At 51.9% G+C, this 14,486-nt stretch carries 16 protein-coding genes; 11 read left to right on the top strand and 5 right to left on the bottom strand.

From position 1 onward, the window contains the following. Positions 1–18: 18 nt before the first annotated feature. From mlaD to mlaF, 3 genes are read right to left on the bottom strand one after another with little or no spacing between them, the layout of a single operon-like run. On the bottom strand, positions 19–555 hold the full coding sequence (gene mlaD / locus AC6I8K_RS02340; RefSeq protein ID WP_064737975.1) for an outer membrane lipid asymmetry maintenance protein MlaD: 537 nt from the start codon (positions 553–555) through the stop codon (positions 19–21). Positions 556–559: 4 nt separating this feature from the next. Continuing rightward, on the bottom strand, positions 560–1,342 hold the full coding sequence (mlaE, locus tag AC6I8K_RS02335) for a lipid asymmetry maintenance ABC transporter permease subunit MlaE (RefSeq protein WP_064737751.1): 783 nt from the start codon (positions 1,340–1,342) through the stop codon (positions 560–562). A gap of 4 nt (positions 1,343–1,346) precedes the next feature. Continuing rightward, positions 1,347–2,162: a phospholipid ABC transporter ATP-binding protein MlaF gene (gene mlaF / locus AC6I8K_RS02330; RefSeq protein WP_064737752.1), complete on the bottom strand. Its 816-nt coding sequence runs from the start codon at positions 2,160–2,162 to the stop codon at positions 1,347–1,349. A gap of 227 nt (positions 2,163–2,389) precedes the next feature. On the opposite strand from mlaF, the gene AC6I8K_RS02325 reads away from it, so the two are divergent. The 11 genes from AC6I8K_RS02325 (at position 2,390) to npr (ending at position 10,391) form a co-directional block, all read left to right on the top strand. After that, on the top strand, positions 2,390–3,373 hold the full coding sequence (locus AC6I8K_RS02325; protein ID WP_064737753.1) for a calcium/sodium antiporter: 984 nt from the start codon (positions 2,390–2,392) through the stop codon (positions 3,371–3,373). Positions 3,374–3,386: 13 nt separating this feature from the next. Continuing rightward, positions 3,387–4,367, top strand: coding sequence for an arabinose-5-phosphate isomerase KdsD (kdsD, locus tag AC6I8K_RS02320; protein ID WP_064737754.1), 981 nt, complete (start codon positions 3,387–3,389; stop codon positions 4,365–4,367). A gap of 13 nt (positions 4,368–4,380) precedes the next feature. Continuing rightward, positions 4,381–4,947 carry a 3-deoxy-manno-octulosonate-8-phosphatase KdsC gene (kdsC, locus tag AC6I8K_RS02315; protein WP_064737755.1) on the top strand — a complete coding sequence of 189 codons (567 nt, stop codon included), beginning with the start codon at positions 4,381–4,383 and terminating at the stop codon, positions 4,945–4,947. Further along, positions 4,944–5,516: an LPS export ABC transporter periplasmic protein LptC gene (gene lptC, locus AC6I8K_RS02310; protein ID WP_064737756.1), complete on the top strand. Its 573-nt coding sequence runs from the start codon at positions 4,944–4,946 to the stop codon at positions 5,514–5,516. Before kdsC ends, lptC begins: the two co-directional genes overlap by 4 nt. After that, entirely contained in the window at positions 5,491–6,045 is a 555-nt protein-coding gene (gene lptA / locus AC6I8K_RS02305; protein WP_064737757.1) for a lipopolysaccharide ABC transporter substrate-binding protein LptA, read from the top strand. The genes lptC and lptA overlap by 26 nt, the downstream gene beginning before the upstream one ends. Positions 6,046–6,050: 5 nt before the next feature. Then, positions 6,051–6,776, top strand: coding sequence for an LPS export ABC transporter ATP-binding protein (lptB, locus tag AC6I8K_RS02300; protein WP_007886624.1), 726 nt, complete (start codon positions 6,051–6,053; stop codon positions 6,774–6,776). A 48-nt stretch (positions 6,777–6,824) separates the two neighbouring features. Further along, positions 6,825–8,264, top strand: a complete 1,440-nt coding sequence (rpoN, locus tag AC6I8K_RS02295) for an RNA polymerase factor sigma-54 (protein WP_483816702.1) — start codon at positions 6,825–6,827, stop codon at positions 8,262–8,264. A 21-nt stretch (positions 8,265–8,285) separates the two neighbouring features. Continuing rightward, positions 8,286–8,573 carry a ribosome hibernation promoting factor gene (hpf, locus tag AC6I8K_RS02290; RefSeq protein ID WP_064737759.1) on the top strand — a complete coding sequence of 96 codons (288 nt, stop codon included), beginning with the start codon at positions 8,286–8,288 and terminating at the stop codon, positions 8,571–8,573. 160 nt (positions 8,574–8,733) lie between these two features. Beyond that, complete coding sequence (ptsN, locus tag AC6I8K_RS02285; protein ID WP_175501705.1) at positions 8,734–9,216, top strand: PTS IIA-like nitrogen regulatory protein PtsN; 483 nt, start codon at positions 8,734–8,736, stop codon at positions 9,214–9,216. Positions 9,217–9,267: 51 nt separating this feature from the next. Then, entirely contained in the window at positions 9,268–10,122 is an 855-nt protein-coding gene (rapZ, locus tag AC6I8K_RS02280; RefSeq protein ID WP_064737760.1) for an RNase adapter RapZ, read from the top strand. Beyond that, positions 10,119–10,391, top strand: a complete 273-nt coding sequence (gene npr, locus AC6I8K_RS02275) for a PTS phosphocarrier protein NPr (protein WP_008104379.1) — start codon at positions 10,119–10,121, stop codon at positions 10,389–10,391. The genes rapZ and npr overlap by 4 nt, the downstream gene beginning before the upstream one ends. A 5-nt stretch (positions 10,392–10,396) precedes the next feature. Here the strand turns inward: npr and mtgA are convergent, their stop codons facing one another. Together mtgA and arcB are read right to left on the bottom strand one after the other, a co-directional pair. Continuing rightward, positions 10,397–11,119, bottom strand: a complete 723-nt coding sequence (gene mtgA / locus AC6I8K_RS02270; protein WP_483816701.1) for a monofunctional biosynthetic peptidoglycan transglycosylase — start codon at positions 11,117–11,119, stop codon at positions 10,397–10,399. Between the two features lie 877 nt (positions 11,120–11,996). After that, positions 11,997–14,351, bottom strand: a complete 2,355-nt coding sequence (gene arcB, locus AC6I8K_RS02265; RefSeq protein WP_483816700.1) for an aerobic respiration two-component sensor histidine kinase ArcB — start codon at positions 14,349–14,351, stop codon at positions 11,997–11,999. Positions 14,352–14,486: the final 135 nt, after the last annotated feature.

Genomic DNA, 14,486 nt, shown 5'->3' with positions numbered 1-14,486 from the left:
CATGTTTTACCTCGTAGGTTATTCCGTTGTAGCAGGTGTTGCTGGTGCGCTCTCGGCACCCTGTGATTTGTCGTCAGGTTTGTTATCGCCGCTCTTATAGAGGAATTGACCGATCAGGTCTTCCAGCACCAAGGCTGACTTGGTGTCACGAATGGTGCCGCCATTTTTCAGCATCGCGGAACCGAGTTCCGGATCGTCAAAACCCAGATTTAACGCCAGGAACTGTTCGCCGAGCAGACCTTGGGTGCGGATTGCCAGCGAACTGGTATCCGGGATTTTGTCAGCGTAGTCTTCGCTAATATCCATGGTCACGCGCGGTGACAATGTTTTCTGATCCAGCGAAATATCCGCCACCCGGCCTATCAGCACACCACCAATTTTAACCGGTGAACTGATTTTTAATCCGCCGATATTATCGAAGGTGGCATACAGCTTCCAGGTCGGCTGGGTGCCAAAGGATTTGAGATCGGCGACGCGCAGGGCGAGGAACAACAGCGCCAACAGCGCAGCCAGCATAAAGACGCCAACCCAGATTTCGTTTTTCTTGCTTTGCATTGCATCAATTCCCAAACATCAGTGCTGTCAGCACAAAATCCAAACCGAGTACCGCCAGTGAAGCATGCACCACGGTACGCGTTGTCGCCCGACTGATCCCTTCCGAGGTCGGGATGGCATCATAGCCATTAAATAGCGCAATCCAGGTTACCGTGACGGCAAAGACTGCGCTCTTGATCATGCAGTTGACGACATCAGTGCGGAAATCTACCGCGTTCTGCATCGCCGACCAGAAGAAGCCGGGATCGATCCCTTTCCAGCTCACGCCAACCAACGCGCCACCGGCAACACCTACCGCAGTGAAGATCAGCGCCAGCAGCGGCATGCTGATAAAGCCGGCCCAGAAACGCGGTGATACTACGCGACGTAGTGGATCAACGGCCATCATCTCCATACTGGAGAGCTGTTCAGTGGCTTTCATCAAACCAATTTCTGCCGTCAAGGCTGAACCTGCTCGGCCCGCAAAAAGTAATGCCGTTACTACCGGTCCGAGTTCACGCAGCAGCGAGAGCGCCACCAGCATGCCAAGGCTGGTTTCAGCATTATAGGTAGTGAGCACCAGATAACCCTGCAGACCCAGCACCATGCCAATAAACAGGCCGGATACCACGATGATCAGCAACGATAACACGCCTACGCTGTACAGCTGTTTTATCAGCAGCGGCGCATGTCGACGAAACGCGGGCTTACCCACCAGCGCATGAAATAGCATGAGGCCTGCGCGGCCAAAAGCGGCACAGGTATTAATTCCCTGACGTCCAAATGACGCTAGCGCCTGTAACAACATCAGTTTACGTTCTCCCTGAGCGGGTCAAGTCGCTGAGATAATCACCCGCAGCAAAACGGAATGGCACCGGGCCATCCGCATGACCCTCAATAAACTGGCGCACACGCGGATCGGGATTTTCCCGCAGTTCCGGCGCGCTGCCCTGAGCAATAATTTTTTGTCCGGCAACAATATAGGCATGATCGGCAATGCTCAAGACCTCAGGCACATCGTGTGAAACCACAATACAGGTCAGACCCAATGCATGATTAAGTTCATCAATTAACTTCACCAGCACGCCCATAGTGATCGGATCCTGGCCCACAAAAGGCTCATCGAACATGATCAGTTCTGGCTCCAGCGCGATCGCACGCGCCAGCGCAGCGCGACGTGCCATGCCGCCAGAGAGCTCTGCGGGCATAAGTTTAGCCGCCCCACGCAAACCTACCGCTTCCAGCTTCATCAATATGGTGCTGTGCAATAATTCTGGAGGGAGCTGCGTATGTTCACGCAATGGCCACGCAACGTTTTCGTAAACGTTGAGGTCGGTAAAAAGTGCACCCGACTGAAAAAGCATGCTCATCTTTTTGCGTGCTTCATACAGTTTGGTGCGGGAAAGCGTCGGGATATTCTGATCGCGAAACCAAATCTCGCCTTTATCAGGCTGCAGCTGCCCGCCGATCAGTCGCAAAAGCGTGGTTTTACCTATACCGGACGGTCCCATAATGGCAGTGACCTTGCCGGCGGGTACTGTTAACGAGATGTCATCGAAGATGGTACGATTGCCGCGCGTGAAACTGACGCCACGAACCTCAACCAGATTCGTTTGCTGCTGAATCATCTTTACCTCTTTATGCGGATCGGGCGTGGTTAAAGCTGTGGATGTTAGCCTGTTAACCTCAAATGCACGATAGTTTTACAGAAACTTACCCACTATGTGTGGCGAAAACGGCCTTAAAATTTACTTTTGCCTCTCACACAGTCAAAATCAGCGCTTATAACCGCGTGCAGCATGTTTTTACTTGTCGGATAAGGTTCGCCGACACCTCCATCCATCAAGGATTATTAATGTTCGTAGCCTCAGCCTTGCTGTTTATCGGATTGATTTTACTGGTCTACGGCGCCGATCGTTTGGTGTTCAGTGCCGCGATCCTCTGTCGATCCTTCGGCATTCCACCGTTGATCATTGGCATGACCGTGGTGAGCATTGGCACTTCCTTACCGGAATTGATTGTTTCCTTTTCGGCTGCACAGCATGGACAGATGGATTTAGCGGTAGGCACCGCGCTGGGTTCAAACATTACCAACATTCTCTTAATTCTTGGCGGCGCGGCGCTGCTGCACCCATTGACAGTACACTCCAATCTGATTCGGCGCGAATTGCCATTGATGCTGTTGGTCACACTGCTCAGCGGCATCATGCTGTTTGATAATCACCTTAGCCGTATCGATGGCATCGCATTGCTGCTGATTGCGCTGGGTTATTTGCTGGTGGTGATCCGCATTGCTCGCCGTGCCGAACGCGACAACAACGACACGCTAACGCGTGAACAGCTGGCCGAACTGCCACGTGATGAAGCTGGCAATACCGTGGCTTTTCTTTGGCTGGCGGTGGCGCTGATTATTTTGCCAATGTCGACGCGCATGGTAATCGACAATGCAACCGTCTTTGCCGATTACTTTGGCGTAAGCGAGTTGGTGATGGGCTTGACGCTAATTGCCGTCGGTACCAGCTTGCCTGAACTGGCCACGGTAGTCGCTGGCGCGCTAAAAGGTGAAGACGATATCGCCATCGGCAACTTAATTGGCGCGAATATTTTTAACCTGGCGATTGTGCTCGGCCTGCCGGCGCTGATTCATCCCGGCAGCATTGATGCCCATGCCTTTGCACGTGATTACTGGGTGATGCTGGCGGTCAGCGTACTGTTCGCCCTGCTCTGCCTGCTGCGCAAACGGCGTATTGGTCGCATCGCAGGCACACTATTATTAGGTGGATTTGTCGCGTGGGTGCTGTGGCTGTGGCTCAGCCCCATGCTTATCACAAGCTATTAAGGACGGACTGACCATGTCACATCAGCAACCGGATTTCGATTTTCAGCATGCGGGTAAAGCGGTGCTGCGCATCGAACGCGAAGGGCTGGAGCAGCTTGATCAATATATCAATGACGATTTCGATCGCGCCTGCGCGATGATTTTTGCCTGCCGCGGCAAAGTGGTGGTAATGGGCATGGGCAAATCCGGGCATATCGGTAAAAAAATGGCGGCGACGTTTGCCAGCACCGGCACACCCGCTTTTTTTGTTCATCCCGGCGAAGCCAGCCACGGCGATCTCGGCATGGTCAGCACCAATGACGTGGTGGTTGCGATTTCCAACAGCGGTGAATCCGGCGAAATCCTCGCCTTAGTTCCCGTATTAAAGCGCCAGAAAGTGCAGCTAATTTGTATTACCGGTCGTCCGGAGAGTGCGATGGCGCGCGCCGCTGATGTGCATCTCTGCGTGAAAGTGCCGCAGGAAGCCTGTCCGCTCGGCCTGGCACCAACCACCAGCACCACCGCCACATTAGTGATGGGCGATGCGCTGGCCGTGGCGTTGTTGGAAGCGCGCGGATTTACTCAGGAAGATTTTGCGCTGTCGCATCCTGGCGGTGCGCTGGGACGCAAACTACTGCTGCACGTCAGCGATATCATGCACAGCGGCGATGAAATCCCACACGTGAGCCGTGATGCGTCGATGCGCGACGCGCTGCTGGAAATTACCCGTAAGAATCTCGGCTTGACGGTAATTGTTGATGACCTAATGAAAATTGAAGGCATCTTCACCGATGGTGACTTACGCCGCGTATTCGATATGGGCATCAATTTCCAGACGGCCAGTATTCAGGATGTTATGACCAGCGGCGGCATTCGCGTGCGGCCCAATATGCTGGCAGTCGACGCCCTTAATTTGATGCAAAACAAAAACATCACCGCCCTGCTGGTGGCCGATGACGATCGCCTGCTCGGTGTGGTACATATGCATGACATGCTGCGCGCTGGCGTGGTCTGAACAGGAATAAATAATGAGTGCTGAAACGGCGATGGTCGAGACTTGCTACGGTCCGGTGAACGCAGAAGTCATGGCGCGAGCTGCGCAGATTCGCCTGCTGATTTGCGACGTTGATGGTGTGATGTCCGATGGCGTGATTTATATGGGTAACAGCGGTGAAGAGCTAAAGGCTTTTAACGTGCGCGATGGTTACGGCGTGCGTTGCCTGCTGACCTCAGGCGTTGAAGTGGCTATTATTACCGGCCGTAAGGCAAAACTGCTGGAAGATCGCTGCAAGACGCTTGGCATTACGCATCTTTACCAGGGACAATCGGATAAGCTTTTGGCCTGGCGTGAACTTCTGGATAAACTGTCATTATCTGCCGAGCAGGTTGCGTATATTGGCGATGATTTGATCGACTGGCCGGTAATGGCGCAGGCGGGTTTAAGTGTTGCCGTTGCCGATGCTCACCCAATTTTGCTGCCGCGCGCGCATTATGTTACCCGCATCGCGGGCGGGCGCGGCGCAGTACGTGAGTTGTGCGATCTGATTTTGATGGCGCAAAACAAGTTTGAGGATGCCAAAGGGCAATCAATATGAGTAAGAGCAGGCGTTGGATGACGCTGATTTTGGCCTTGATCGCCTTAGTGCTGATCGGCTGGAATCTCACCAACCAGGATGACGACAAAACGCCGATGGCGACCAACGATCAAGCCCCGACCTATACCAGCGAGAAATCGAATACGGTGGTGTATAACCCTACGGGTGCGCTGGGCTATAAACTGGTCTCGGATAAAGTGACCTACTTTGCTGCCGATGAGATAAGTTGGTTTGATAATCCGGTGATGACCACGTATGACGAAAATAAAGTGGCAACATGGTCAGTACGCGCTGATAAGGCAAAGCTGACTAAAGATCGTATGCTTTATCTATACGGTAACGTTGTGGTTAATTCGTTGACCCAGGATTCACAGCTTGAGCGCATCCTTACCGATAACGCTCAGGTTAATCTGGTCACCCAGGATGTGACATCTGACGATCAAGTCACCCTTTTTGGCCGCAGTTTTAATTCCACTGGCATGAAAATGCGCGGCAATTTACGGACGAAACATGCTGAGCTGCTTGAAAAGGTCAAAACTTCCTATGAAATTCAAAATGAAAAAAAATAGCCTTAAGTTATTGCTGGTGACTACGCTGCTGGCAACGAGCCTGCCTGCGCTGGCGTTAACCGGCGATTCCGATAAACCGGTGAATATTGACTCGGTCAACCAGGCGCTGGACTTACAGGGCAACGTCGCGACCTTTACCGGCAACGTGATTGTGACTCAGGGTTCCATCAAGATTACCGCCGATAAAGTGGTGGTCACCCGTCCGGGCGGTGACAGTAAAAAAACCATCGTTGATGCTTACGGTACGCCAGCCACCTTCTATCAGATGCAGGACAGCGGCAAGCCAGTGCAAGGGCATGCTAGTAAGCTGCATTACGAATTGGCGAATGATTTTGTTGAGCTGACAGGTAATGCCTTTATTCAGCAGCAGGACAGCAATATCAAAGGCGACCGCATCACTTACCTGGTGAAAGAGCAGAAGATGCAGGCCTTCAGCCAGGGTGAGAGCAAGCGCGTGACCACCGTTCTGGTACCGTCGCAGCTGCAGGACAAAAACGGTTCGTCCGCGAGCCCTAAAAAGAGTAACTGATTGCTATGGCTACACTAATCGCTGAGAACCTGGCGAAAGCCTACAAAGGCCGCCGCGTGGTGGAAGATGTTAGCCTGCAGGTAAAGTCCGGCGAGATTGTCGGCCTGCTGGGTCCAAACGGTGCCGGTAAAACCACCACGTTTTACATGGTGGTCGGTATTGTGCCGCGCGATGCGGGCCGCATTGTGATTGATGATGAAGATATCAGCATTCTGCCTCTGCATGCGCGCGCGCGTCGCGGCATCGGCTATCTGCCGCAGGAAGCCTCGATCTTCCGCCGCCTGAGCGTCTACGACAACCTGATGGCAGTTCTGCAGATTCGTGATGATTTGACGGAAGAGCAGCGTCAGGATCGTGCCAACGAGCTGATGGAGGAGTTCCATATCGCCCATCTGCGAGACAGCATGGGCCAGGCGCTATCGGGTGGTGAACGTCGTCGTGTGGAAATTGCGCGCGCGCTGGCCGCTAATCCTAAATTTATCTTGCTGGATGAGCCATTTGCCGGTGTTGATCCGATCTCGGTTATCGACATCAAGAAAATCATCGAGCATTTGCGTGACAGCGGCCTTGGCGTGCTGATTACTGACCACAACGTGCGTGAAACCCTCGCGGTGTGTGAACGCGCTTATATCGTCAGCCAGGGACATTTGATTGCCCATGGCACGCCTGATGAAATTCTTGTAGATGAGCAGGTTAAGCGTGTTTATTTGGGCGAAGAGTTCAGACTCTGATAAGGTGTTGTAACACCCTACGTTTGCTTAGGAAATTCTTACCGAATTATGAAGCAAGGTTTGCAACTCAGGCTCAGCCAACAGCTGGCGATGACTCCACAGTTGCAGCAAGCAATTCGCTTGCTGCAACTTTCTACGCTTGAACTCCAGCAAGAACTGCAACTGGCGTTGGAAAGCAATCCGCTGCTTGAGCAAACCGATCTGCATGAAGAAGTCGACGCACGCGAATTTCAGGATCAGGAAAGTGATTCTTTAGACACGCGCGAGGCACTTGAACAGAAAGAAATGCCCGATGAGCTTCCTCTCGACGCAACCTGGGACGAAATCTACACCGCTGGAACACCTTCAGGCACGGGCACCGATTACCAGGACGACGAACTGCCCATCTATCAGGGCGAAACCACCCAATCGCTGCAGGATTACCTGATGTGGCAGGTTGAGTTAACACCGTTCACTGATACCGATCGCGCGATTGCCACGTCAATCGTTGATGCTATTGACGACACCGGTTATCTCACCGTCAGCTTACAAGACATTTATGACAGTATTGGCGATGAAGAGCTGGCGCTGGAAGAAGTAGAAGCCGTGCTCAAACGCGTGCAGCGTTTCGATCCGGTCGGCGTGGGTGCACGCGATTTACGTGATTGCCTGCTGGTACAGCTATCGCAATACGACGCCGCAACGCCGATGCTGGCTGAAGCACGTCTGATTGTTAGTGAACACCTCGATCTGCTGGCCAATCATGACTTCCGCAGCCTGATGCGCGTGACGCGTCTCAAGGAAGAAGTGCTTAAGGACGCGATGCTGCTGATTCAGTCGCTCGATCCGCGCCCAGGCCAGTCGATCAATACCAGCGAACCCGAATATGTCATTCCCGATGTGCTGGTTCGTAAAATCAGCAAGCGCTGGACGGTTGAACTCAACTCCGACAGCATGCCGCGCCTGAAAATCAATCAGCAGTATGCTGCGATGGGCGGAGCAGGACGTAATGACAGCGATAATCAGTTTATTCGCAGCAACTTACAGGAAGCCAAGTGGCTGATTAAGAGCCTGGAGAGCCGTAACGATACGCTGCTGAAAGTGACACGCTGTATCGTTGAACAGCAGCAGGCGTTTTTTGAGCAGGGTGAGGAGTATATGCGTCCAATGGTGCTGGCAGACATTGCTCAGGCTGTTGATATGCATGAGTCCACCATTTCCCGCGTCACCACGCAGAAGTATCTACACAGCCCGCGTGGCATCTTTGAACTGAAGTATTTTTTCTCCAGTCACGTCAACACCGAAGGCGGTGGCGAAGCCTCTTCTACGGCGATTCGTGCACTGGTGAAAAAATTAATCTCGGCGGAAAATCCCGCAAAACCCTTGAGCGACAGCAAACTGACCTCCATGTTATCCGAACAGGGCATCATGGTAGCGCGACGTACGGTTGCTAAATATCGCGAGTCTTTATCGATACCGCCATCAAACCAGCGTAAGCAATTGGTTTGACCGAACGAAGAAGGAAGACCTATGCAGCTAAACCTTACCGGACTTAATGTTGAGATAACCGAACCTCTGCGTGAATTTGTAAATAGCAAATTTGCCAAACTGGAACACTATTTTGATCGTATCAATCAGGTTTATATTGTTCTAAAAGTAGAGAAGGTGACGCAGATTGCGGATGCAACACTGCACGTCAACGGCGGGGAGCTGCACGCCACATCGGAAGCGGAAGATATGTACGCGGCCATCGACGGGTTAATCGATAAGCTTTCCCGTCAGCTGACCAAACACAAAGACAAACTGAAAAAACACTAACCTTCACGCTTGCAGAGTGCCGACTGATTCGGCACTTAGAGCAAAAATGGGGCGGATATTACCGCCCCGTTTTGTCATCTGCGCAAGCGCCAACGGGCGAACGGCAATGAAATCAATTGCCTGAACCTCACGGCACAGTGAACTCGCAAGTGAAACGATGATGAACAACGATCTAACACTGGAATTGAGCTCGGTCCTTTCGCTGGACTGTACCCGTAGCGGCGTACACTGCCAGAGCAAAAAACGCGCGCTGGAAATTATCAGCGAGCTGGCAGCGAAGCAGCTCAATCTGCCACACCAGACGCTTTTCGAAGCCATCCTGACCCGCGAACGTATGGGCAGTACCGGTATCGGCAACGGCATCGCCATTCCACATGGCAAGCTGGAAGAGGACACGTTACGTGCTGTAGGCGTGTTTATCAGCCTTGATCAACCCATCGCCTTTGATGCGGTAGATAATCAGCCGGTTGACCTGCTGTTTGCTCTGCTCGTGCCAGCGGACCAGTGTAAGACCCACTTGCACACGCTTTCGCTAGTGGCCAAACGTCTGGCGGATAAAACCGTCTGCCGTCGTTTACGTGCGGCACAAAGCGACGAAGAGCTCTACGCCATTATCACAGAAGCTCAGGAAGCACACTCTTAAGCGACAAACACTTTACCGGCGTATTCGCCGGTTTAAAACGGGAGAAATGTGATGGTGCTGATGATCGTTAGCGGTCGGTCAGGCTCAGGAAAATCAGTTGCGCTGCGTGCCCTTGAAGATATGGGCTTTTACTGTGTCGATAACTTGCCGGTGGTGCTGCTGCCGGAACTGGCAAATACCTTAACCGAACGTAATATCTCTGCGGCGGTGAGCATTGACGTGCGTAATATGCCCGAATCGCCGGAAGTTTTTGAAGCCGCACTCAATAATCTGCCCGATACTTTCTCGCCGCAGTTGCTGTTTCTCGATGCCGATCGCAATACGCTAATCCGACGTTATAGCGATACGCGTCGCCTGCATCCACTCTCTAGCAAAAATCTGTCACTGGAGAGCGCCATCGATGAAGAGAGCGATCTTCTGGAGCCACTGCGCTCGCGCGCTGACCTGATTATCGATACTTCAGAAATGTCGGTTCACGAGCTGGCAGAAATGTTGCGTACGCGCCTGCTGGGCAAACGCGAGCGTGAATTGACGATGGTGTTTGAGTCCTTTGGCTTTAAACACGGCATCCCAATCGACGCCGATTATGTGTTTGATGTGCGCTTCCTGCCTAACCCGCATTGGGATCCCAAGTTGCGTCCGATGACCGGCCTGGATCGCCCGGTTGCCGCTTTCCTCGATCGCCACACCGAAGTGCACAACTTCATCTATCAAACGCGCAGCTATCTGGAACTGTGGCTGCCAATGCTGGAAACCAATAACCGCAGCTATCTTACCGTCGCCATCGGTTGTACCGGCGGGAAGCATCGTTCTGTGTATATTGCTGAACAACTGGCGGACTATTTCCGCTCACGCGGTAAAAATGTGCAGTCTCGTCATCGCACTCTGGAAAAACGTAAATCATGACCGTGAAGCAAACCGTTGAAATTCGGAATAAACTGGGCATGCATGCGCGCCCGGCGATGAAGCTGTTTGAATTGGTTCAGAGTTTCGATGCTGAAGTGTTATTGCGAAACGAATCGGGCACCGAAGCCGAAGCCAGCAGCGTGATTGCACTGCTGATGCTCGATTCAGCAAAAGGCGGCCATATTGAAATCGAAGCCAGCGGCCCGCAGGAAGAGCAGGCGCTGGCGGCAGTCATTGAACTGTTTGAAGCAGGATTTGACGAAGATTAATCCTTTCAGTGCAGCTTATAGCGATTCAGGAAGCCCTCGCCGCCCAATTGTCGCATCTGCCGCATAATCCATTGCTGACGCTGGCGCGTATAGCCCGAGGGTGCATCGGCGCGGAAACGGATCGGATTAGGCAAGACAGCCGCCAGTAACGCCGCTTCAGACATGGTCAGCCGGCTGGCCGGTTTATGGAAGTAGCGCTGCGAAGCCTCTTCGACGCCAAACACGCCATTGCCAAATTCAGCGATATTGAGATAAACCGTGAGGATACGTCGCTTAGTCCAGACGGTTTCAATTCCTACCGTCAACCCCGCTTCCAGCCCTTTACGCATCCAACTGCGGCCATCCCACAGGAACAGGTTTTTTGCTGTCTGCTGAGACAAGGTTGAAGCCCCGCGCATGCGCTCATTGCCATCGTTATCCAGTACAGACTGGATAGCGTCAACATCAAAGCCCCAGTGTTCAGGAAACTTTTGATCTTCCGAGGCGATCACCGCTAACGCCATCCACGGCGAGATCTCATCCATGCCAACCCAATCGGAGTGTGCGACATAATCGAAGCGCCCTGTAAACCAGGCGCCGAGTTGCCGCTCCACCATCACCGCCGAGAACGGCACAGGCAAAAAGGCAAACAGCAAAATACCCGCTAACCAGATGCCTAGCCAAGCCAGCAGCACTTTTGCAATCAGCACTTTTATCTTTTTTCCCAACGTCCCTTTATTCTTACTCATGCAATTTTCTCTTACCTGTTCCCGGCATTAATCAATTACCCAAGTCACAATAGCAAGCACCTACCATTAACCACCAAAATTTATCCTCAGAACGGCAAAACCTTCAGGGGAGATTGTTGCCTGCGCAATCAACGTTGCTCTATTAGAGCCAATCACATCAAGCACTTCCATAAAAAAGGAATCGGTTCCATGATGACTAATACAACAGTAGCTGCCTGTCTAAACCCTTAACTGAATGTGATATCGATCACGCAAAACCTTTCACAATACTTAACTATCATTTTTAGTAGCGTTCGAAGATGCTCATTGATAACCGAGACCATTCTGAAAAAACTGGCAGAATTCACCCTTTATCGCCTTAATTCACCCTCATTGATGGTAAAGCGATTTATCTCTCATTTGGTTTACATTATTCATTAAACTGGAAACTGGAACTTTCTACCGAAGGTTTCCAAAACGTTTTGGATAACCCATCAAAAAAACTCGTTTTACCGATGAATATCAGCACGTTAACCTTACTTAAATCCTATTTTATGTCAGAATCAGATTTTCTATGCTTCTGCCTGGCTTTTCCTGCGAGTAACTGAAGCAAAACCAGGCAAAAAGCAGAACAATTGGTCAAAAAAGATGCAATATGGCAAAGAAATTAATTCCTTGCTTGACTGTGTCAGCAAATTAATGTTTTCTGTATTTAATCGCTGCTCAACATCACACAATTTAATGAATCTTGTCACAAGCGTTGGCGAATTTGTTAAGGTGATTTTATAGCGTTAACCAATACCGAACTGCTGCTTTCTTATTCGATTTCTAATCATAGCAGCAGTACCCATTTCCCTGGTGTTGGCGCAGTATTCGCGCACCCCAGTTTCGACTGGGGTCATTTTTTTCTAACGTCCTGTAATTTTTCCCGCTCCGCTACCCACTCACGTAATACGTTTACGTCTTTCAGCCATTCCTGTTTTAGTTCGTCTATCCACTCCTGCACGTTGTCCCACCACGCTGGTAATTCCGGTGATTGAATCTGTTTCGCCAACTGCTGCAGATGTAGTAAGCCAACCGAGCCTGCTGCGCCTTTAATCTTGTGTCCTTCTTCAGCAATGCCTTTTTGATCGCGCGCCATCATGTTGGAATCCAGCACGTCGAGATAACCCGGCATCATCTGTTCGAACATAGTGAGACTTTGTGTAATCAAGCCTGGGCCAACCAGCTCAATGTATTGCTCAAGCATTGGCACATCTAATAGCGTGCGTGACTGCTCGTCAGCGGCGTCATTAACAATCTCTTCCGCCTCTTGCTGATAATCCCAGAACTTCTTGATCACCGCTGTTAGCGCCGTTACGGCGAGCGGTTTGCTCAACACATCGTCCATGCCGGCATCGAGATACTCTTTTTTGTCTTTCAACACGTTCGCCGTCAATGCTACCAGCGGCGGCAATGATGAACCCGCATAGCGCTGATGGATGGCACGCGACACATCAAGACCCGTCATATCCGGTAACTGAATGTCGAGCAGAACCAGATCAAACTCTTGCGGATCAAACATCGCCAGCGCATCCGTGCCGGTCATCGCGACGTCTACACTGCAGCCCAGCTTTTCCAGTACCGAGCGCGCCACAATGACGTTGAGTTCGATATCTTCCACCAGCAAGACATGCAGCGCCGGTAACGGCATGCTGTCATCCAGATTATCGTCTTCAACTTCCTCAGCGACGCGTGGCGCGTTGATCTCGACGGTAAAGCAAGAACCCTGCCCCGCGATGCTGCTAACGCTGATATCGCCACCCATCGCCTGTGCCAGACGACGCGATACCGCCAAACCAATGCCGGTGCCCGTCGCCGGTTTGCCACCGTGCTGATCTTTCACCTGGTAATACATGGCGAAGATCTTATCCTGCTCCTCCTGTGGAATGCCCATACCGGAATCCTGCACTTCAAAGTGCAACGTTTCATCCTGACGATAGGCCACGCGCACCACTATCTCGCCCTGCTGGGTAAATTTCACGGCGTTGCCAATCAAGTTCCACAGAATCTGACGCAGACGCGTACCATCTGCCGAGATTTTATGCGGCAGCGGCAGTTCCGGTGCCATGACAAACTTCAGTCCTTTTGGCTGCGCCAGCAGGCCGGAGAGATTTTCCAAATCGGCGAGGAAGCCGGTGAAATCCAGCGGCTGATTATCCAGCTGCACCTTGCGGCGCTCAATTTTGTCTACTTCGATGACATCATTGAAGATGTTGCCCAGCGTGATAGCCGAAACATGGATGGTTTTGAGGTACTTCAGCTGCTCCTGATTGAGATCGGTATCCAGCAGGATACGGCTCAGCCCGACGATGCCATTAAGCGGCGTACGCAGCTCGTGGCTGATAGTAGAAATAAAGGTGGTCTTCTCACGGCTGGCGTTCTCCAGCGCGTCCTGATAGCGCTTACGCTCGGTAATATCGCGACCAAAGCCCATCAGACCACTGCGTTTACCCACACGGTCGTAATAGGGCACTTTACGGATTTCGAAACAGGCTTTGCGCCCATCGGGATATTGCAGCCACTGCTCGTACGTCAACGACACATTGTGGCGGAACACCTTCTCATCGGTTTCCAGCACTTTGGTGGCGGCTTCATCATCATAGATATCACGCGGAGTCAGGCCAATCAGCTGCTTTTCACTCATGCCGGTCAGCAGCTCCATGGCGCGGTTACAGCCTGAAAACTGCTTATCAATGTTGCGGTAAAACACCAAATCCGGTGACGCATCAAGAAAAGAGCGCAGGAAAGAGGATTGCTGTTCCAGCTCAATCTGCGCCTGCTCGCGGCGTGCCATCTCTTCGCGCAGCTTATCCATCACCTGCTCACGCGCCTGCTCAGCGTTAATACGATCGTTAATTTCCTGATTAAGCTGGGTGATGGTCTCTTTCATCTGCTGGTTCAGCTCAAGATCGCGCGTGCGCATCTCTTCAAGCTTATCCACCAGTTTCGATAGACGCTGGCGCGACTCTTCCAGCTGATCGACCACCACCGAGAGGAAATAGACCGCCCAGGGCGTAATCAACAGACCGAAGAAGATAGATCGTACAACGTCGATGCTTTCCACATGTCCGCGCAACACCATGGTGACGGCCATCTGCACCACCATCGCCAGCACCACCAGCGCCGAGGCTAACAGCAGCGAAAAGCGTACCAGGCCGAGTTTGACCATCAAATCAACGTAGTACTGCGCTAAAAGACGAATCTGTTTCATTACGAGCTCCCTGAACGAAATCTGGCCCATAATAGCGTAATTATCGCTACGCTGCGCCGCTTCACCCTACAGTATCGCGCGGGTTATGCCCTGTAATGGTGCATCACAGCGTGATTTCGCCGACGTTCCCTTCTA

It is taken from the genome of Pantoea sp. X-Soil-ISGK-421, assembly GCF_059730785.1.
The sequence above is the reverse complement of the archived record's forward strand: the minus strand, read 5'-3'. Positions and strand labels throughout refer to the sequence as shown.